Raw genomic sequence first — 18,371 nt, 5'->3', positions numbered from 1 at the left:
CGCCAATGTCGCACTCGCTGCTGCTTGCCTTTGTGATCTTCGCCACCGTGATGTTCTTCACGCCGGGCCCGAACAACATCATGCTGTTGTCCTCGGGCCTGACCTACGGCTTCCGCCCGACGCTGCCGCATATCGCCGGCATCACGTTCGGCTTTGCCTTCATGGTCGGCGCGGTGGGCCTCGGGCTCGGCACCATCTTCATCGCCTATCCGGTGCTGCAGACCATCCTCAAATATGGCGGGGTGGTTTACCTGGTCTACCTCGCGGCCGTGATCGCGATGGCCGAGCCGGTCGCGCCCGACGGAGATCCGGACGGCCGCGGACCGATGTCGTTCTGGGGCGCCGCGATGTTCCAGTGGATCAACGCCAAGGGCTGGGTGATGGTGATCGGCACCATCACCGCCTACGCCGCGATCGCGTCCTTTCCCTGGAACATCGCGATCCAGGTGTCGCTCAGCCTGATCCTGGGCGCGCTGTCCTGCACCGCCTGGGCGCTGTTCGGCACCTCGCTGCGGCCGGTCCTGCGCTCGCGGCGGGCGGTGCGGGCCTTCAACATCATCATGGCGCTGCTCCTGCTCGCCTCCCTCTATCCCGTCTTCATGGACGCATGACGCCGTGTCGCACCATGCGAGAACAGGGTTTCCCCCGAGGTGGAAAATGATCTAGACAACGCCCGAAATCACGCTTTCACCGCCTTTCAGCCAACCGGCCGTTTTGGCCAACACCTCTCTCAAGGAAACGACCATGCGTGTTTATTACGATCGCGACGCCGACCTGAACCTGATCAAGGGCAAGAAGGTCGCCATCGTCGGCTATGGCAGCCAGGGCCACGCCCATGCGCTGAACCTGAAGGATTCCGGCGTCAAGGAAGTCTCAATCGCGCTGCGCAAGGGCTCGGCCTCGGCCAAGAAGGCGGAGGCCGCGGGCTTCAAGGTGCTCGATGTCGCCGAGGCCGCCAAATGGGCCGATCTCGTGATGATGCTCACCCCCGACGAATTGCAGGGCGACATCTACCGCGAGCATCTGCACGACAACATGAAGAAGGGCGCGGCGCTGGTGTTCGCGCACGGCCTCAACGTCCACTTCAACCTGCTCGAGCCGCGCGCCGACCTCGACGTGCTGATGATCGCGCCGAAGGGTCCCGGCCACACCGTGCGCTCGGAATATCAGCGCGGCGGCGGCGTGCCCTGCCTGATCGCGATCGCGCGCGATGTCTCCGGCAACGCGCATGACCTCGGGCTGAGCTACGCCTCGGCGATCGGCGGCGGCCGCGCCGGCATCATCGAGACCACCTTCAAGGAAGAGTGCGAGACCGATCTGTTCGGCGAGCAGGTCGTGCTCTGCGGCGGCCTGGTCGAGCTGATCAAGGGCGGCTACGAGACGCTGGTCGAAGCCGGCTACGCGCCGGAGATGGCGTATTTCGAGTGCCTGCACGAGGTGAAGCTGATCGTCGACCTGATCTATGAAGGCGGCATCGCCAACATGAACTACTCGATCTCCAACACCGCGGAATTCGGCGAGTACGTCACCGGCCCGCGCATCGTCACCGACGAGACCAAGAAGGAGATGCGCCGTGTGCTCGCCGACATCCAGTCCGGCCGCTTCGCCCGCGACTGGATGCTGGAGAACAAGGTCAACCAGACCTCGTTCAAGGCGACCCGCGCCAAGCTCGCCGCGCATCCGATCGAGCAGGTCGGCGCCAAGCTGCGCGACATGATGCCGTGGATCAAGAAGGGCGCGCTCGTCGACAAGTCCAAGAACTAGGGCTTGATCCACGTTTCCGTTGCGCGATCGCGCGAGGCGCGATCGCGATGATCAAGAAGGGCGTGCTCGTCGACAAGTCGAAGAATTGAGACGCCCCTTCGTAGGGTGGGCAAAGCGAAAGCGTGCCCACCTTACGGGCTTAGGCTCGTTTGATTGACGGAGGGCACGGCGCAACAGCGCCTTTGCTCACCCTGCTTTTCTGATTTCTGCGCGCTTGGTCGCGCGTCCGTTATTTCTCGATCCGGTCGTGCAGCCGCCAGAAGCGCACCGTGCGCTGGGCGGTCTCGATCGACAGCTTGCGGTAGTCCCGCTGCGCCACGTCGAGCGTCGCTTCGTCGATCGGCACCGGCATCGGCCGGTGGCGCAGGATCGACTCCACGGTGGGCCAGTTGAGGCGGGCTGAGCGGCACGGAATCAGCAGCAAGTCGGAGCGTATCCCCTCGAGCAGCCGCATCATCATCTCGGTCGGCACGTCGTTGATCAGCGCCAGCGCCGCGGCGACCTCGTTGAACTTTCGCTCTTCCGCAAACTTGTAGACGGCGGCGTCATCGAGCTCGTTCAGCTTCTGCATCAGCCTGACGAGCTGCTCGGCCACGCCGAAGCTGCGCGCCGGTGCGGCTTTCTCGCGCGCGATATCGTCCAGCACGCGCCTGATCTCTTCCTCGACGGCGGGCGGCGCCAGCGCCAGCAGCCGGGCCCGGACCGCATCCTTGGCGCGCCGCAGCAGTTCGCGCAGGAACTTGGCGGGCAGGTCGATGCGCAGGCCGAGCGTCTCGGTCAATTCATCGTCGTCGCCGGCGCGGGCGATGATGCCGGAATAGCCGGCCTCGGAGAAATGCGCGCTGGCGTTACCGGCGAGCTTGCGGATGACGCGGCGCTCGCCGCGATCGATGATCACGTCGGTGACCTGCTCGGGCAGGTCCGCCCGGCCGGAAATCGCCAGCAGATGCTCCTGTCCCTTGGTGCTGGCGACCTTGACGAGCGTATCGGTCGAGACCAGGCTCGAATGCGCAAGCACCTCGTTGGCGACCGCGATCTCGTCATCGCTCGCAAGGTGCTGGATCACCTCGAACGGGGCATAGTCGGTCGGCGCAAGGCGCCTGCTGAGCTCGGCCTTGGCGCGCGTCTCCACGCGCGCGATCAGGAGGCACAGCACGACGTCGAAGACCTGGACCTGGTCGTCGCTGAGGCGTTCTGCGTCGTTGAGGAAGAGGTCGGTCACCCGCCGCAGCGTCTCGACCCGCTTTGCCGGCGTGCCTTCGCTGACTGCTTCCTCGAGTTCGGCGATGATCGATTGAGCCGGCTGTTGCGCCATCCTGGGCAGCCTGTTGTTGTTGCATGACGGAAGCGCAAAGCATCGCACTTTCAGCCTTACGCCAGTGTTAAGCGGCAGCGCAGCCGCGCCGCATCCTTAACGGTTTGCCTCGCGCCATGGCCGGCGCAGCGCGCTTTCCCTGCGAATTCGCGGTTTCCTTGCCGCTGCGAGGGGGCGTCGCTTAAGGATTTCTTCAGGACGACTATCGAACGGTATCGGACTATTGGCGGCGGGGCGACGACCCCGGCAGTCCGGATTGCCTGTGCGATCGTCGGATCGAAGCGGCGCTCGCGCGCGAGGGCGGACCGATCGCGCGCGAGGATGGTCTTGCTGCTAGACCAGCTTCTCCAGCCGCGCGTAGCTCGCCTCCATGCCGTGCTCCATGCCGGTCTCCAGCATCCGGGCGCGGGTCTCGGCATCGGGCAGCGTCATCCGCAGGGTCAGCAGCGTGCCCGCGCCGTCCTTGTCGAACCGCGTCTCGACATGGTTGTCGGGCGTCGGGTCGGGCATGTGCATGCGCTCGACATGGACGATGCGGCTGAAGGGTTCGAGGGCGACATATTCGCCGGTGAGATGAAAGCCGCTGCCGTCCGGTCCCTTCCATTCGAAGCGGATCTTGCCGCCGGGCCTCAATTCGCTGATGCAGACCGGCATGGTCCATCCTTCCGGCCCCAGCAGCCATTTCTGCAGCAGCGCGGGCTCGGTATGGGCGCGGTACACCGTTTCCGGCGGCGCCGCGAAGCGCCGGGTCACCACCACGAAACGATCGCCTTCGGTCTTGATCGTCAACTTACTCACGACTTTCTCTCCTTCTCTGCCGCCATCGCGTCCAACAGCTCGTCGAGCCGCTCGTAGTTTCGCGCCAGCGCCTTGCGCAGCATCACCAGCCACTGGTCGATATTGTCGAGGCCGGCCTGCGACAAAGCGCAGTGGCGGCGCGTGCCCTCGGCGCGCCGCGTGATCAGGCCCGCGCCCTCCAGCACCTTGAGATGCCGGGAGATCGCGGGCTGGCTCATGTCGAACGGTTTTGCGAGCTGCATCACCGTGGCCTCGCCCTTGGCGAGCCGCGCCAGGATCGCCCGTCGCGTGGGATCGGCCAGCGCCAGGAACGCCGCGTCCAGATCGATCGATCGCCTGCTCTCAATCATAACAAGTAAGTTATATAAGCAATATGTTATGGTCAAGTGGAAAAGCGCGACGAGCGAGAAGAGGGGATGGTCGCGGGCGAAGCGGTCACCGGATGCACGCAGGGCGTGAATGTCGCGTGCGCACACCAAAAATTAAGCCTTCGCCGTCATGGTCCGCTGACCGCGGCGGTCACTCTGTCGTGAGAGCTTGATGCAGCTTCTTAAGCGTGGTCGCCGTCCCGATCGCGGCGCGCGGGCGGCGCAGGGGCGAAGAACTGAGGTTTCAACCACATTCTTGGTGTGAAGCTCTTCGCGCGCAGTCTGCGTTCGCCAAAAGCCCAGCGACTTCAGATTCGAAGCGCGAATCTCTCATCCATCTTCTGCGCCAGTTCGACACTCCTTGGTTGGGTCGCGGTCAGCCCTGCGCATGAAGAACTGACATCTCATCCAGATTCTTGAATGGCGGAACGCGACGCGGCGCGATTGCGCCTCTGCCGGCTCTCATTGCATCATCGGGCAACGCGGAACGGGAAGGGTTCACCATGAAATCCGTCGTCGTCACAGGTGCTTCGACCGGCATTGGCTGGGCTACCGCAAAATTGCTGTTGCAGCGGGGCTTTCGCGTGTTCGGCAGCGTCCGCAAGCCGGCCGACGCCGAGCGGCTGAAAGGCGAGTTCGGCGCCAATTTCACCGCGCTGCTGTTCGACGTCACCGATGAAGCGGCGGTGCTGGCCGCCGCGCGCGAGGTCCGCGCCGCGCTCAATGGCGAGACGCTTGCCGGTCTCGTCAACAATGCCGGGATCGCGGTCGCCGGCCCCGTGCTGGAGCTCGCCGTCGACGAATTCCGCCGCCAGATGGAGGTCAACGTGATCGGCCCCATCATCGCGACCCAGGCTTTCACGCCGCTGCTCGGCGCCGATCCGTCGCTGACCGGACCCAAGGGCCGGATCGTGATGATCTCATCGGTCGCCGGCAAGAACGGCAATCCGCTGACGCCGGCCTATGCCGCCTCCAAGCACGCGATCGAGGGCCTGTCCGAAAGCCTGCGCCGCGAGCTGATGCTGTTCGGCATCGACGTGATCATCGTGGCGCCCGGCCCGGTGAAGACGCCGATCTGGAGCAAGGGCCAGGAGGCGGTCGACACCGCGCGCTACCAGAACTCGCCTTATCTGCCAGCCCTGCAGAAGGTCGGCGCTTACATGCGGCATCTCGATTCGATTGGCCTGCCGCCGGAGCGGATCGCCGAGCGCGTGCTGGACGCGCTGACCTTGTCGCGCCCGAAGGTACGCTACCAGATCGCGCCCGACCCGATGCGGCATTTGGTGACGCAATGGCTGCCCAAGCGCATGGTCGACAAGATCATCGCCAAACGCCTCGGCCTGATGCCGCCAGCGAAGGGGTAAGAATGGCGAGCATTGGCAAGACCTCGGCCGAACTCGCCGCGCTCGCCGACGAGGCGCTGCGCCGCGAGCCGGGTTGCGAGACCGCACGGGTTCCCGCCGTGCAGGCGCTGCCGGGCGGGCGGGGCGGTCGCAACTGGGAAATCCCGTCCGTCGTCCTCGGCGACAGCCTGATCAGCGACGTCGACCGCGCGGTCATCACCTTGCACCGCCGGCTGGGGCGGACGTTTCACCTGGTGATCGGGGACTAGATCAACCGCGCCCTGCGCTATCCCGCACCGACCGCCCGCGGCTTCGGTCCGGCCGCCATCGCGATCATGCGCAGCGCCAGCACGGCGAGCGGCAGGATCAGGAACAGGCCATAGAGCGGCATCTCCGGGATCCGCTTGCCGAACGAGACCGTGAACTGCGCGAGCAGATAGTAGCCGCCGACCAGGTGCAGCGTGCGGAAGGCGCGCGGTCCGATCGCCGCCGCGGTGCGGTCGAACGAAGTCGCGGCCATCGCGACGATGAAGGCATAGCCGATCCCGCCGAAGACGTAGGAGGCGAGGTTGGTCGCGGCGGCAAAGCCGGCCGGATCGAGCCGCGCGAACACGACGATGGCGATCGCGTGCAGCCCGTGGGAAGCGGCGAACGTCACGCCCAGATAGCGCCGGTTGCGGCGCAGCCACCGGGTCCAGCCATTGGGCCAGAGCCGCGCCAGCGCCGCGGCGGCAAACGCAAGGCAGAACAGCACGAGCGAGGTCCGCGCGGTGAAGCGGATCACCATCCGTATCCCTTCGGCCTCGAAGCCGCGCATGCCGGCGATCCAGACGCACAGCAGCATCAGGATCAGCGTCAGCACGCCGAACAGCCGCCAGCCCTCGAACCAGTTCTGCCGATGCATCGCCATGCTGCGCCTCCGTGTGATGTAATCATCAGTTACATCTGTCGCGGCGCGCCGGTCAATCCGTGTAATCGGCGCTTACATTCACGAGGCGGTGATGCTAGACCGCCTCCATGCCCGCATCGACACGCCCCAAACCGCGCGCCGCGCGCCCCAAGGCCCAGCCGAAGCCCTATCACCATGGCGACCTCCGGCACGCGCTGATCGACGCCGCGCTGCGATTGGCGGAGGAGGGCGGGCCGGAAAAGGTCAGCGTGCGCGAGGCCGCGCGCCGCGCCGGCGTCTCGCCGGGCGCGCCGTTCCGGCATTTCGCCAGCCGCGAGGCGCTGATGACGGCGGTCGCGGAAGAGGCGCAGCGGCGGTTCCGGGCCGAGATCGATCGCGCGCTCGGCGAGGCCGCAACCGACGATCCGCTGCGCCGTTTCCGCAGCTTTGGCCTGGCCTACTTGCGCTGGGCCATGCGCAACCCGGCGCATTTCGAGATCATCTCCAGCGGCCGCCATTTTAACCATGATGCCGCCGCGGCGCTGTCGCGCGACAATGCCGATCTGATCGCCACGGTCGAGGCGACGCTGGCGCAGGCTTTGGCGGCCGGCAGCTTGCGCACCGGCGAGCTGAAGCCGCTCCTGATCGCCGCCCGCGCGCTGGTCTACGGCTTTGCCAGAATGAAGATCGACGGCCATTTCCCGCGCTGGGGCGTCGCGGACAGCGAGGTCGAGCGGACCGCCGAGGCGGTGATCGACCTCTTCATCGCCGGCATACGCCGGCCGGCCTGACCGGGCGGTCGCTCGCGAGCCGAAAAGGTCGCAGCCGAAAAGCGTCGCCGGGCCGGCAATTCATTGCGGGTTCATGACGCTTCAATTACAGTTTTATGACACGCGGCATCCGCCGGCTGCGGCGTGCGTCTCCCGGCAGCCGCCAGGGAAAGACTTTATCACCGCGCCGGGCAGTGTTGCGTTCAGGTCCATGGCGCCCGCGCCAAATCCGAACTTTTCGGCGACCGCGGTCCTCGCCCGCGCCGGCTCGATCGGGCTCGCCAGGTTGTCGGCGGTGGCGCTGCCGCATCTGGCGGCGGCGGTCCTGATGATGTGGACCGAGACCGATTTCGGCTCGCGCACCTGCTTCCTCTTGTCCTGGGCAATCCTGAACGCGTTCTGGATCACGCTGTTGCGGCGGCCGGCGCTGTCGGGCGCCCTGTCGCTCACGCTCGTCGTGGTGCTGGTGCTGCTGTCGCGGCTCAAGCACGACGTCGTGCAGATGACCGCGAACTTCGTCGACCTGATGGTGATCGACCGCGACACGGCTTCCTTCCTGTTCACCATCTTTCCCGACCTGCGCTGGTCGGTGATCGCGGCCGGCCTCGTCACCATCCCCCTGATGTATGCGCTGTGGTGGCTCGATCCGTTCCGCATCCGCCGCCTGCCGGCCGCGGCGTTCGGCCTTGCGTGCCTCGCGGCGCTCGCCGGCCATGCGCTGGCCTGGCCGGACGAGGACTGGCGCGGCTATTACGACGACGGCTACCTGTCGAAATTCGCGCGCTCCGGCGTGACCGCGGCGTACGATTTCGTGCATTACGGCTTCATGGAATCGGATGCGGTGGTGAAGGAGCGGCTCAACGTGCCGCTGCTCGATTCCTGCCATCCGGCCGGCCGCCGGCCGAACATCATCATGATCCATGACGAGTCGAGCTTCGACATCCGCGCCGCCGAAGGCGTCAGGGTGCCCGCGGGTTACGGCAGCCACTTCAAGTCGTTTGACGGCAAGGAGCGCACCTTCCTCGCCGAGAGCAATGGCGGTCCGAGCTGGTTCACCGAATACAACGTGCTCGCCGGGCTGTCCTCGCGCTCGTTCGGCCGCTTCGCCTATTTCGTCACCCGCATCGCATCGAACCGGGTCGAGCGCGGCCTGCCGCTGTCGCTGCGCCGCTGCGGCTATCAGACCGTCTCGCTCTATCCCGCGTTCGGCGGCTTCATGAGCGCGCGCAGCTTCCAGACCACGACCGGGATCGAGCACTTTTACGACGCGCATGATCTCGGTGCGCGCGACGTCGAGCCCGACAGCTTCTTCTACGACAAGGCGCTGAAGCTGATGGCGGACCATTCGCCGGCCTCGCCCTTGTTCACCTTCGTCTATCTCGCGGCCAATCATTTCCCCTGGGAGACGCGGTTCCGGCCAGACCTGCTGCCGTCGTGGCGGCCGACCGGCAACAGGCGGGTGGTCGACGAATATCTGCGGCGGCAGGCGATCAGCGCCGAGGACTACAAGGCGTTCCTGGCGGGGCTGAAGAAGCGGTTTCCCGGCCAGCCCTTCCTGATCGTGCGCTATGGCGACCATCAGCCGGAGTTTTCGCCGCATCTGCTCGATCCCGGCCTCGACGAGGCCGGCATTGGCAAAAAGCTCGAGACTTACGACCCGCGCTACTACGCGACCTATTACGCCATCGACGCCATCAATTTCGAGCCGGTGAAGAGCCCGGCGATGATGGACACGATCGATGGTGCCTATCTGCCGCTGGTGGTCCAGGAGGCTGCCGGCATCCCGCTCGATCCGTCGTTTGCCGAGCAGAAGCAGATCATGCTCCGTTGCAAGGGCGTCTTCTACGCCTGCGGCGACGGCGCCGAGGCGCGCCGCTTCAACCGCCTCCTGATCGATGCCGGCCTGATCCGCGGGTTGTGACGTTTCCGTCACGCGTGAGCCCAGAGCATCCGGCCATCTTGAGCGCGACGGTATGATTGTTCGTCATCGCGCGCCAGCGCGACCCGTTGGCTCCTCGCAATGACGATGTGGCCATATCTCGATTTCATCACGCTTGTGCTAGTGGAGCGGATTTGACGCTCGCTACCCGTCTGAGCAATGTTAGAATCGGACCACTAGGATCGCTGCGATCAGGACAGGAGTTCTTCCATGACGACAAGTGTGAAGCAGATGCTGGAAGCGGCGAATGCCGCGGTGCCGAAGATCGCGCCCGAGGAGGCGCGCAAGATGATCGCGAAGGGCAATGCGCTTGTGGTCGACGTGCGCGACGGGACCGAAGTCGAGCAGAGCGGCAAGGCCAAGGGTGCCGTGCACGTCTCGCGCGGCATGCTGGAATTTCGCGCCGATCCGGACTCGCCCGCGCATGACAAGAATTTTGCCAGGGACAAGACCGTCATCCTCTATTGCGGCTCGGGCGGGCGCGCCGCGCTCGCCGGCAAGACGCTGAAGGATCTCGGCTATCAGCATGTCTACAACGCCGGCGGCTTCAAGGACTGGGTTGCAAGCGGCGGCGAGGTCGAGAAATCCTAGTGTCCCGGAGCCGAAATTCGCATCATTTTGCGGGCCACTGATTCCAACATTCGCAAAAGAGTCTGCCGTGACCGGATGCGAATGTTGGAATCGGACCACTAGCGGGCACATCTCTGGAATCTCAACGTGGAGAGATACATGCACGAGGCTTCCGTCACCGTCGGGCCTGGCCTCGCCCTGTCAGGCGACGCATCTGCTCAACAGAAGTCGGCTAAAGAACAGATTGTCGGCGCATGGACTCTTGTGTCTGTCACCAGTGAGATGGACGACGGCAAAACGGGAGAACCTTTCGGTCCTTCCCCAAAGGGCGTGATCATATTCTCAAACGATGGCCATTTCTCGCTCTTTCAGTCGCGCGCGGAGATTCCGAAGATTGCGGCCAATGACCGGGCCAAGGCCACCGCTGAAGAAGCACAAGGCATCGTAGCGTCCAGCATTGCGTATTACGGCACATACTCGATTGACGAAAACACCAGGGCGATGGTGGTCAACCTTTCTGCCAGCACCTATGCGAACGTCGCGGCCATTCCCAACCAGAAGCGAACGATCACTCTGCTGACCTCGGACGAGCTCAAATTCGACAATCCCCGAACCCCAAACGGTATGACGCTGCGAACCGCATGGAAGCGCGCAGCCGCGCCCTAGAAGATGACGGCTCACGCCTCGTCCGGCCAGTAGAGCCGCATCGGGTTGTCGACCAGCAGCTTGCGCTGCAGCTCGACGGTTCGCGCGATATGCGGGATGAAGTCGACCAAGAGGCCGTCGTCCGGCATGTGATCCCTGAGGTTCGGATGCGGCCAGTCGGTGCCCCACAGCACGCGACCGGGGAAGCCTTCGACGATGCGGCGCGCGAACGGCACCACGTCGCGGTAGGGATTTTGCTCGCCGTTCAGTGCCGCCGGGCCCGACAGCGACAGCCGCTCCGGACAGCTCACCTTGCACCAGACGTTCGGGTTGTCGCGCATGAAGGCGACGAAGCGCGAAAATTCCGGCGCCTCGGCCGGCTTGCCCACGTCGGGCCGGCCCATGTGGTCGACGACGACGGTGGTCGGCAGCGCGGTGAAGAAGTCCTCGAGCTCAGGCAGGTCCGCCGCCTCGAAATAGATCACCGCGTGCCAGCCGAGCCCGGCGATGCGGCCCGCGATCTCCATCAACTCGTCGCGCGGCGTGAAATCGACCAGGCGCTTGATGAAGTTGAAGCGGACGCCGCGCACGCCGGCGTCATGCAGCGCCTCGAGCGCGGCGTCGCTGACGTCGCGCCGCACGGTGGCGATGCCGCGCGCCCGGCCACCTGAACGGACGAGCGCGTCGACCAGCGCGCTGTTGTCGGCGCCATGGCAGGTCGCCTGCACGATGACGTTGCGCGCGAAACCGAGATGGTCGCGCAGCGCGAAGAGCTGCTCCTTGCTCGCGTCGCACGGCGTGTATTTGCGCTCGGGCGCGTAGGGGAATCTTTCGGCGGGGCCGAAGATGTGGCAATGCGCGTCGACCGCGCCTTGCGGCACCTGGAAGCGCGGCTTTGACGGATTGGCGTACCAGTCGAGCCAGCCCGGCGTCTTCTCGAATGTCTGCATAAGCTAGCCCGCCTGCTTCTTCGGCGCGACCGCGCCGAGGATGCGGTCGGCCTCGATGCGCCAGTCGGAACTGCGCGCGAACGCCTCGTCCTGGCGCGACCCGAAGCAGCCCTGGTCGGCGAGATCGGCCACAAAAGCCTGCCGCTCGGCGGTGCCTTCGGCCTGCCATGGGATCAGGCCGGTCTCGCGCACCGTTTCCGCGACCTCGCGGACCTCCTCGGCGCGGCGGCGGCCGTGCTCGATCACGCGCTGGAAGAAATAGGCGGCCTGCTTTTCCCAGTCGATGCCGGGAAAGGTCTCCTTCAGGGAGCCCAGCACCGCATCCTCGACGCCATAGGCGCGCGCGGTGGTGAAGCATTCGATGGTGGTCGCCTCCAGGCCCTTGATCATGATGCTGCGGCACATCTTCACTGCCGAGGCGATGCCGAGCTTTTGACTGGCGACCTTGGCATTGAAGCCGAGCTGGATGAGCAGGGGCGCGAGCGCCTCTGCGCTGGCGCCGCCGAGCAGCAGCGGCACCTTGATGCGATGGGGCGGCACCGAGGTCATCACCGCGCCCTCGACATAGCGGCCGCCGGCCGCATCGATCAACCGGGCCGCGCGCTGCTTGGCGCCGGGCGAGGCCGAGTTGAAGTCGAGGAAGAAGGCCCCACGCCTGATGGCCGGCGCGATGGCCTGCGCCACCGGCACGGCCTGGCTCGCGGTCACCGCGGAAATGATGAAGTCAGCCGAGGCGGCAAGCTCGCGATGCGAGGCCGACAGCGTCACGCCGTGTTCGGCGGCATGGCTGCGCAGCGCGCCACCAGCGCCGCCGTCGAGCTTGATGTCGTAGGCGAGAACCGCGATGCCCTGCCTGCGCAGGTCCTCGCCGAGGATGCGGCCGACCTCGCCATAGCCGACGAGGCCGATGCGCCAGAATTTCGGATCGTCCGGTATCGCAGCCATTGCACTTCTCTCCCTTGGCGCGATCTCGCGCCTATTGTTTTTGAATGCCCGCCTTCTCGATCACCGCCTGCCACTTGTCGATGTCGGATTTCAGCCGGTCCGAAATCTCCTGCGGCGTGCTGCCGCGCGCCTCGATGCCGAGCCCGAGCAGCCGCTTCTTGACCTCGGGATCGGCGAGAATCTCGCGCAGCGCGGCATTCAGCCTGTCCACGATCTCGGGCGGCGTGCCGGCCGGCGCGAACAGCGCGTTCCAGGACACGACGTCGTAGCCGTTGACGCCATTCTCCTGCGCGGTCGCGATCTGCGGCGTTGCCTCCGATCGTCGCCCGCCGGATGAGGCGAGCGCGCGCAGCTTGCCGTCGGCGAGGTTGCCCATCATCGCGGAGTAGCTGTCGATCATCAGCGTCACGTCACCCTGCAGCAGCGCGACCTGGATGTCCGGCGTGCCGCGATAGGGGATGATGGCGAAGTTGATGCCGGCCGCCGTCTTGAACAGCTCGGCGGAGAGGTTTTGCGTGCTGCCGACATTGATGGTGCCGACATTGAGCGTGCCGGGTTTCGCCTTGGCGGCCGCGACGAAATCGGCGAGCATCCTGAAGCCGGAATTGGCCGATGTGGCGAAGATGAAGTCGAAGAAGCCGAGGCTCGAGACGGCGGCAAAGTCCTTGAGCGGATCGAACGGCAGCTTCCTGAACAGGGACACGCTGACCGCCGTTCCGTTCGTCAGCAGCGCCAGCGTGTGGCCGTCCGGCGGCGAGGAGATCACCGTGCGCGCGGCGGCAATCCCGCCGGCGCCGGGCTGGTTCTCGACATAGAAGCGCTGGCCGAGCCTGTCGCCGAGCTTTTCCGCAACGATCCGCGCCGTGATGTCGGCGACCCCGCCGGCCGCAAAGGGGACGACGATGCGCACCGAATGCGTGGGATAGCTGACTTCCGCATGCGCTCGCTGCGGCAAAGCTGTCGCGAGCGCGGCACATGTGATGACGAAAGAAGAGCGGAGGAGGCGATCGGCAAATCCCATGGTCTTCACGTTAGCCCGGGCGGCCGCGCCAATCCAGCCGGTGTGAGCCGGTGTCCCGGACCCGAACTTCGCATCATTCAGCGGGCCACGCTGTTTTGCGAATGTCAGGTCCGAGAGGACACTAAGGCCGTGAACTCATAAATTTGCCGGGCGAACGGCGTGCCAGAGTCCGTTATGTCGGCAGCGCAGCGAAATGACGCTATGTGCCACTTGCGGACTCATGCACCGCAGCAACAGCGGCCTTCTGCAAGGCGCGGGGCGCCGGAACGATGGCCCATGCCAACGACGCCTTCATCAATGCTCAGCGAGCCTTGGCACCTCGCATTTGTGCAATAGGCGGGTTCGGAGGGCGCGTTGTGCTCGGTCTAAAGTTGCTCAAAGTCTCGTAGCGGCCAGGACCGATCGAAGTAGGCCTCGGTCGGCTGGTAGAACCGGAAATACGCAAACCAGTTCTTGCCGGGGATGGTCGGGATCCAGTTCTTCTCGAAGCCGGCCGGCGCCTTGGGTCCGCAATAGATATCCACCGAACCGTCCTCGTTCTTGCGCAGGTCCATGCGCGAGGAGCGATCGGCAATCTTCTGCTCGTTCAGGATCAGTGCCCGCGTATCGACGTCGTAGAGTGTGACTGACCAGAACAGCTTGATCGGCGGATTGGGCGGAACGCGTAGGCGATACGACCTGCCGCCATCCAACCACTCACCGGCCTTATCCTTGTACGCACTGAGATACGCGGACGAAGGTCCAGGTTGCTTGGGCGCCATCGCCGCGCCCGCGCCCACGGCCTCGTAGAACCAGGACGCGCGTTCGTCGAGCAGGTTCCAGAAGGAGTCGGGATCGTCAGCGTCCAGCAGCAACGCAAAGTCCCAGTGCGCGTCGGATCGATACCTCCCATCTTTGAATCGGCGATCCGCCGAATTGGCTTTTGCCATTGCCTCGCCAACGAACGCGGCATCGGTCAGAATTTTCGTCTGCCGCACGTCCGGCTTGAAGGGTTTGCCCTTTTCCAGGCCGAGCGGCCGCAACATCGCGTGAAAGAAGATGTCGCGCGTCTCAATCGGCTCGGCCTGAATCACTTCATTGACCCGCTGCCAATATTCCATCCCGCGCGACGGCAGCCCACTCCACGTCTTGGTGCCTGCGTCCAGAATGTCCATCTTCGGCGGATTGTCATGCTGGGCGTAAGGGTACATCTGTAACTGCGCCAGCGCTTCCTTCGCTCTATCCGGTTCGGCATCAGTCAGGCGCGCACCGAGAAAAATGTTGAAGGTTGGGGACTGGCGCACGGTGTAGCCTGTGACGTCGTTTGGCGCGTTCTGCCCTGGTGCCAACACAAGGTATGTGCCCGGGGATTCGGTGCCCGGAATGGTTTGTTGCCAGGCGTCACTGATCCCACCTTGCACACCGCGCGGCGGAATCACCATGACCAGCGGCCCTGTCGAGAGATCGGCGAACCCGAGGTAGTACGGTGTCGTGGCATTGGCGGTCAAGATGCCGCGCCTGGCCTCGATAGACAGAATTGCGACGATCTGTCCGTTCTTTGCACCGAGGTCCTTCGTCACACCGCGCTGCCACGACGCGAACGAGACTGCCGGAAGAGACCAGAGATAGGCCTGGCAAGCGCGCTGAAAATCGCGCTCGTCGTAAAGCTTCTCAATCGTCGCGTCGGTTGGATAGCCGTTCGCGAAGTCGTGGGTGAATTCGAGCCTGCCGATGCGTGTCTCGATCCCCTGCACTTGGTCTTGGCCGGTCGTCGCTACGCGCCTCGCTTCCTGAGCGCGGCTGGGGCTTGTTATGCCGACGACAGAGACCGTTCCAAGAGCAGCAGGGGCGGCGCCGGCCAACAACGAGAGCATTTCTCGACGATTGGTTCTCATGCACCCTTCTCCTCCAATTAGTGAGCTGCGATCCGCTCGATATCCGGCAGCTTCCACGTTTTGTCGAAAACCGGCTTCTCGGGACCATAGAAGCGAAACAAGACTTCGAATTGCCCGTTCGCTCTGGTCGGCACCCAGTTGGCCTCATTGTCCGCCGCAGCCTTCGGTCCAAACCAAATATCGACTGAGCCGTCAGCGTTGGTTTGCAGTCCAGGACTTTGTGATGAACGGCCCGCGCGGACCATGTCGCGAATGAGAGCATGCGTTGCGCGGTCATAGACCGTCGCTGACCAGTATTGCCTGACTGGCGCGTTCGCTGGCACAGTCAGACGATAGGTGTTCGCGCCGGAGAAATTCTGTCCGTCCTTGTCCTTGATGGTCATTAGGTAATACTGGCCGATCCCCGAATGCTTGGTGCTGAAGAACGCCATCGTATAGGTGACACCGCGGCCATCGACGGGATAGCTATCCGGATTCGCAAATTGGGTCTGAAGACCTCCAATCACATCCGGCGCGATGGGAAAGACCCACCTGCGCCCTTCGTAATAGGGCGAGAACATGGTTTCGTATTTCAGGTCGAGCCACGCATGGGCCTCGGCCGCCGCTGCATTGAGGATGCGCTGGGTATCTTCGTCGGGACTGAACGGCTTGCCCTTCTCGATGCCGATCGACTTCAACTGATCGATCATCACCTTGTCGCGGATAAGCCATGGCTCCTGTTGCACAAAGCGGTCGAGCGATTGGAAGAATCGCAAGTCATAGGGGATCGTCGAATCGTAGGCGGCGCCGATGGCGTCGATGAACACGGTCTCGGGCGGATTGGCCGCCTGGCTGAGCGGATAAATCTTGATCCGCATGCCGTAGGCGACAGCGGCCTTGACGTCGGCGTCGCCGCCGCTCTTCAGGATCGAACGGAGCAAGGCATAGCCCTGATAATTGCCGGACGGCAGAACGATAAAGCCATCGGGCGCCGCGCCCTGATGGCCCGGCGGCGCGATCAGATATTTGCCGCCCGCGCCCTTGTCCGCGCCGGCCGGGCCGACATCCTCCAATGCGGCCTGCCAGGGGTCCATGATGCTGCCGTTGATGACGCCATCGCCGGCCGGCGGAATCTCGATCACCACCGGCCCATCCTTCGTGTTGAAGAAGGCCATGAAGTAGATGACGTCGGGGTTGGGAGTCAGGGTCTGGTTGCGCCAGTCGAGCAGACCAGACCAGTAAACAATCTGGTTGGGCTTGCCGCCGAGCTTAAGCATCTCCTGGTACATGAGGTCGGTATTGACCGCGGGCATCCCCCAGATCACAGCCTCGACGGCCCGGCGCTCGAGGGTGCGGCGCGCAAGGTCGTCTGCGGAGAGGTTCTGCCCGTGCGACGACGTTATTGTGCAGATTAGCGCGAGTGCTGAAAGAATTGATCCTTTCATAGCTCAAACTCCGGCTGGCCCGCTGCTATTTGAGATTAGCACTACCCTCACGAGTACTCTCGTCGAAAATCGGAAATCGCGGCTCGACATCGCGATGCAACAGCCACTCGCGTGCCGACGTATCCGTTGTGGAGGTAAAGCGGACCTCAAAGGCCGGGACTGGGCACGTCTGTTAGTGACCCATCTCGGACATAGAGCGCAATGTTACGTTCTTGCCGAAAACGCATAGCGGACATGGACCGACTGCTGCTGGTTGGACTCAGTCGCGATCGACCGCTGCGCAGCGGACATCAATCCACGGGACGATGACGGTCCAACACCACCACCTCACGGCGTCATCAATTGCTTGAGGCAATTGAATGCAGCGGCAACGTTTCCAACCGAGTACGGCCTAGGAGTTACCGCCATGAAAATCACAGCCCTAATGCGCATCACTTCGGCGGCGACGCTACTTGCTTTGATGGGATCGGCGACTGCCTTTGCGCAACAAAGCAATAAGCCCAACGTTGTTTTCATTCTCGCCGACAACGTCGGCTACGGCGACCTTGGGTCATATGGCGGCGGCGAGTTGCGTGGGGCTCCGACGCCGCGCATTGATGCGCTGGCTCAAGAGGGATTGCGTCTCACACAATTCCTGGTGGAATCAGCGTGCACCCCCTCCCGTGCGGCGCTTATGACCGGACAATACTCGATCCGCAATGGTCTGTCGCTGATCGCCATCGAGGGAAGCCCCTATACACTTCCCGCTAGCGCCTTCACCATGGGTGAGTTGTTCAAGAGTGTTGGCTATGCCACCGCGATTTTTGGAAAGTGGCACCTTGGGAGCGCGCCGCAGAGCTTGCCGACCGCGCACGGCTTCGACGAGTTCTACGGCATCCCGCCGGACATTAGCTGGGACGCGTCAACTTACCCGCAGACAATTGCCCTCACGCACTCGATCTTTAACGAAAAAAACCTGCGTGCCGCTAACGCGGTGCTTGGCAGGCGTCATCTGGTGGCGGGCGGCGAGTCGGCTTCAAGCAACGACTCGCCGCTGCGCTTTGAGGCCACGACGCTGGGTGACCGGGTCGTCGTCATGAAGGACGGCGCGGTGCAGCAGGTGGGGGAGCCGCTGGAGTTGTACAACCAGCCGGCCAACAGGTTCGTCCCCGGCTTTATCGGCTCCCCGGCCATGAACTTCGCCCGGGTTACGGTGGACGAGGCGAACGGATCGCTATTCGCCGGAAACTCCGGCCTGCGCATCAAGGCTTTCAATGGACACGAGAAACGCTATTTGATCGTCGCGTGCACAGTAATTACCGACGTACCAGAAGCCGTCGGCCCCTGTCCCACTGCTTTGATGGCAAAAGTGTCGCTCCCCTTATATCTAGCCTTCGCCTTGTATTCGTAAGTAGTTAGGTTGAGCTTTTTCAACTTGCCGTGTGTTGGCCTTTCTAAAATATCTGAGCTACTCACCGTGCCGCGCGTCGTGATCGGAAATAGGCAACTTCCTCCGGACGCGACGCTAATGTCGGCGGTCGCGTTCTGGCCCCAATCCGCCAGTTCTGCCAATTTTGGACAGTCAGAAGCGGCCAGCGCTGGAGACGCGGACATTGAGCCTGTAGCTTCAACGATAAGCGCAAAAGCGGCGACTTTAGACAACCACATAGTAGACTTCCTCATTTTCGTGCAAACACTGTCCTGACCGTTATCGTCGCCGATGCGATTTATGTTTTGGAGGATCTGTTCCGGTGATTGCCCGATACCACGCGGCGTC

General features: G+C 63.9%; 18 protein-coding genes. 9 read left to right on the top strand and 9 right to left on the bottom strand.

Annotation, left to right across the window (positions count from 1 at the left end; all coding sequences use genetic code 11):
* Positions 1-5: 5 nt before the first annotated feature.
* Together QOU61_RS29910 and ilvC are read left to right on the top strand one after the other, a co-directional pair.
* On the top strand, positions 6-611 hold the full coding sequence (locus QOU61_RS29910) for a LysE family translocator (RefSeq protein ID WP_289654798.1): 606 nt from the start codon (positions 6-8) through the stop codon (positions 609-611).
* A gap of 133 nt (positions 612-744) precedes the next feature.
* Positions 745-1,764: a ketol-acid reductoisomerase gene (gene ilvC, locus QOU61_RS29905; protein ID WP_289654797.1), complete on the top strand. Its 1,020-nt coding sequence runs from the start codon at positions 745-747 to the stop codon at positions 1,762-1,764.
* Positions 1,765-1,993: 229 nt separating this feature from the next.
* On the opposite strand, the gene QOU61_RS29900 is transcribed toward ilvC, so the two are convergent.
* From QOU61_RS29900 to QOU61_RS29890, 3 genes are all read right to left on the bottom strand, one after another.
* The gene (locus tag QOU61_RS29900) at positions 1,994-3,079 is read right to left on the bottom strand and encodes a DUF2336 domain-containing protein (protein ID WP_289654796.1); all 1,086 of its coding nucleotides are present in this window, start codon (positions 3,077-3,079) and stop codon (positions 1,994-1,996) included.
* A gap of 333 nt (positions 3,080-3,412) precedes the next feature.
* Entirely contained in the window at positions 3,413-3,877 is a 465-nt protein-coding gene (locus QOU61_RS29895) for an SRPBCC domain-containing protein (protein WP_289654795.1), read from the bottom strand.
* The gene (locus tag QOU61_RS29890; RefSeq protein WP_289654794.1) at positions 3,874-4,227 is read right to left on the bottom strand and encodes an ArsR/SmtB family transcription factor; all 354 of its coding nucleotides are present in this window, start codon (positions 4,225-4,227) and stop codon (positions 3,874-3,876) included. Before QOU61_RS29890 ends, QOU61_RS29895 begins: the two co-directional genes overlap by 4 nt.
* A 521-nt stretch (positions 4,228-4,748) precedes the next feature.
* Between QOU61_RS29890 and QOU61_RS29885 the strand changes: the two genes are divergently transcribed.
* A complete protein-coding gene (locus tag QOU61_RS29885; RefSeq protein ID WP_289654793.1) occupies positions 4,749-5,609 on the top strand; it encodes an SDR family oxidoreductase in 861 nt (286 codons plus the stop codon).
* Between the two features lie 2 nt (positions 5,610-5,611).
* Positions 5,612-5,857 carry a hypothetical protein gene (locus tag QOU61_RS29880; RefSeq protein ID WP_289654792.1) on the top strand — a complete coding sequence of 82 codons (246 nt, stop codon included), beginning with the start codon at positions 5,612-5,614 and terminating at the stop codon, positions 5,855-5,857.
* Positions 5,858-5,874: 17 nt separating this feature from the next.
* On the opposite strand, the gene QOU61_RS29875 is transcribed toward QOU61_RS29880, so the two are convergent.
* Complete coding sequence (locus QOU61_RS29875; protein WP_289654791.1) at positions 5,875-6,498, bottom strand: ferric reductase-like transmembrane domain-containing protein; 624 nt, start codon at positions 6,496-6,498, stop codon at positions 5,875-5,877.
* A 107-nt stretch (positions 6,499-6,605) separates the two neighbouring features.
* Here QOU61_RS29875 and QOU61_RS29870 point away from each other — a divergent pair, with 107 nt between their 5' ends.
* From QOU61_RS29870 to QOU61_RS29855, 4 genes are all read left to right on the top strand, one after another.
* Complete coding sequence (locus QOU61_RS29870; RefSeq protein ID WP_289654790.1) at positions 6,606-7,268, top strand: TetR/AcrR family transcriptional regulator; 663 nt, start codon at positions 6,606-6,608, stop codon at positions 7,266-7,268.
* 190 nt (positions 7,269-7,458) lie between these two features.
* A complete protein-coding gene (locus QOU61_RS29865) occupies positions 7,459-9,168 on the top strand; it encodes a sulfatase-like hydrolase/transferase (RefSeq protein WP_289654789.1) in 1,710 nt (569 codons plus the stop codon).
* Between the two features lie 228 nt (positions 9,169-9,396).
* Positions 9,397-9,777 carry a rhodanese-like domain-containing protein gene (locus tag QOU61_RS29860; protein WP_289654788.1) on the top strand — a complete coding sequence of 127 codons (381 nt, stop codon included), beginning with the start codon at positions 9,397-9,399 and terminating at the stop codon, positions 9,775-9,777.
* A 138-nt stretch (positions 9,778-9,915) separates the two neighbouring features.
* Complete coding sequence (locus QOU61_RS29855; protein WP_289654787.1) at positions 9,916-10,422, top strand: lipocalin-like domain-containing protein; 507 nt, start codon at positions 9,916-9,918, stop codon at positions 10,420-10,422.
* An 11-nt stretch (positions 10,423-10,433) separates the two neighbouring features.
* On the opposite strand, the gene QOU61_RS29850 is transcribed toward QOU61_RS29855, so the two are convergent.
* From QOU61_RS29850 to QOU61_RS29830, 5 genes are all read right to left on the bottom strand, one after another.
* Positions 10,434-11,351: an amidohydrolase family protein gene (locus QOU61_RS29850; RefSeq protein ID WP_289654786.1), complete on the bottom strand. Its 918-nt coding sequence runs from the start codon at positions 11,349-11,351 to the stop codon at positions 10,434-10,436.
* Positions 11,352-11,354: 3 nt separating this feature from the next.
* Entirely contained in the window at positions 11,355-12,296 is a 942-nt protein-coding gene (locus QOU61_RS29845; RefSeq protein ID WP_289654785.1) for a DUF1932 domain-containing protein, read from the bottom strand.
* A 31-nt stretch (positions 12,297-12,327) separates the two neighbouring features.
* Positions 12,328-13,251 (bottom strand): tripartite tricarboxylate transporter substrate binding protein, encoded by a 924-nt coding sequence (locus tag QOU61_RS29840; protein ID WP_289654784.1) that lies wholly within the window; start codon positions 13,249-13,251, stop codon positions 12,328-12,330.
* Positions 13,252-13,682: 431 nt separating this feature from the next.
* Entirely contained in the window at positions 13,683-15,191 is a 1,509-nt protein-coding gene (locus tag QOU61_RS29835) for a DUF1254 domain-containing protein (protein WP_289654783.1), read from the bottom strand.
* Between the two features lie 17 nt (positions 15,192-15,208).
* Positions 15,209-16,483 (bottom strand): DUF1254 domain-containing protein, encoded by a 1,275-nt coding sequence (locus QOU61_RS29830; RefSeq protein WP_354142484.1) that lies wholly within the window; start codon positions 16,481-16,483, stop codon positions 15,209-15,211.
* A 538-nt stretch (positions 16,484-17,021) separates the two neighbouring features.
* Here QOU61_RS29830 and QOU61_RS29825 point away from each other — a divergent pair.
* The gene (locus QOU61_RS29825; protein WP_289654781.1) at positions 17,022-18,005 is read left to right on the top strand and encodes a sulfatase-like hydrolase/transferase; all 984 of its coding nucleotides are present in this window, start codon (positions 17,022-17,024) and stop codon (positions 18,003-18,005) included.
* Positions 18,006-18,371: the final 366 nt, after the last annotated feature.

Origin of the sequence: Bradyrhizobium sp. NP1, from assembly GCF_030378205.1 — a bacterium.
In the GTDB taxonomy this organism is placed as follows: Bacteria; Pseudomonadota; Alphaproteobacteria; order Rhizobiales; family Xanthobacteraceae; genus Bradyrhizobium.
The sequence above is the reverse complement of the archived record's forward strand: the minus strand, read 5'-3'. Positions and strand labels throughout refer to the sequence as shown.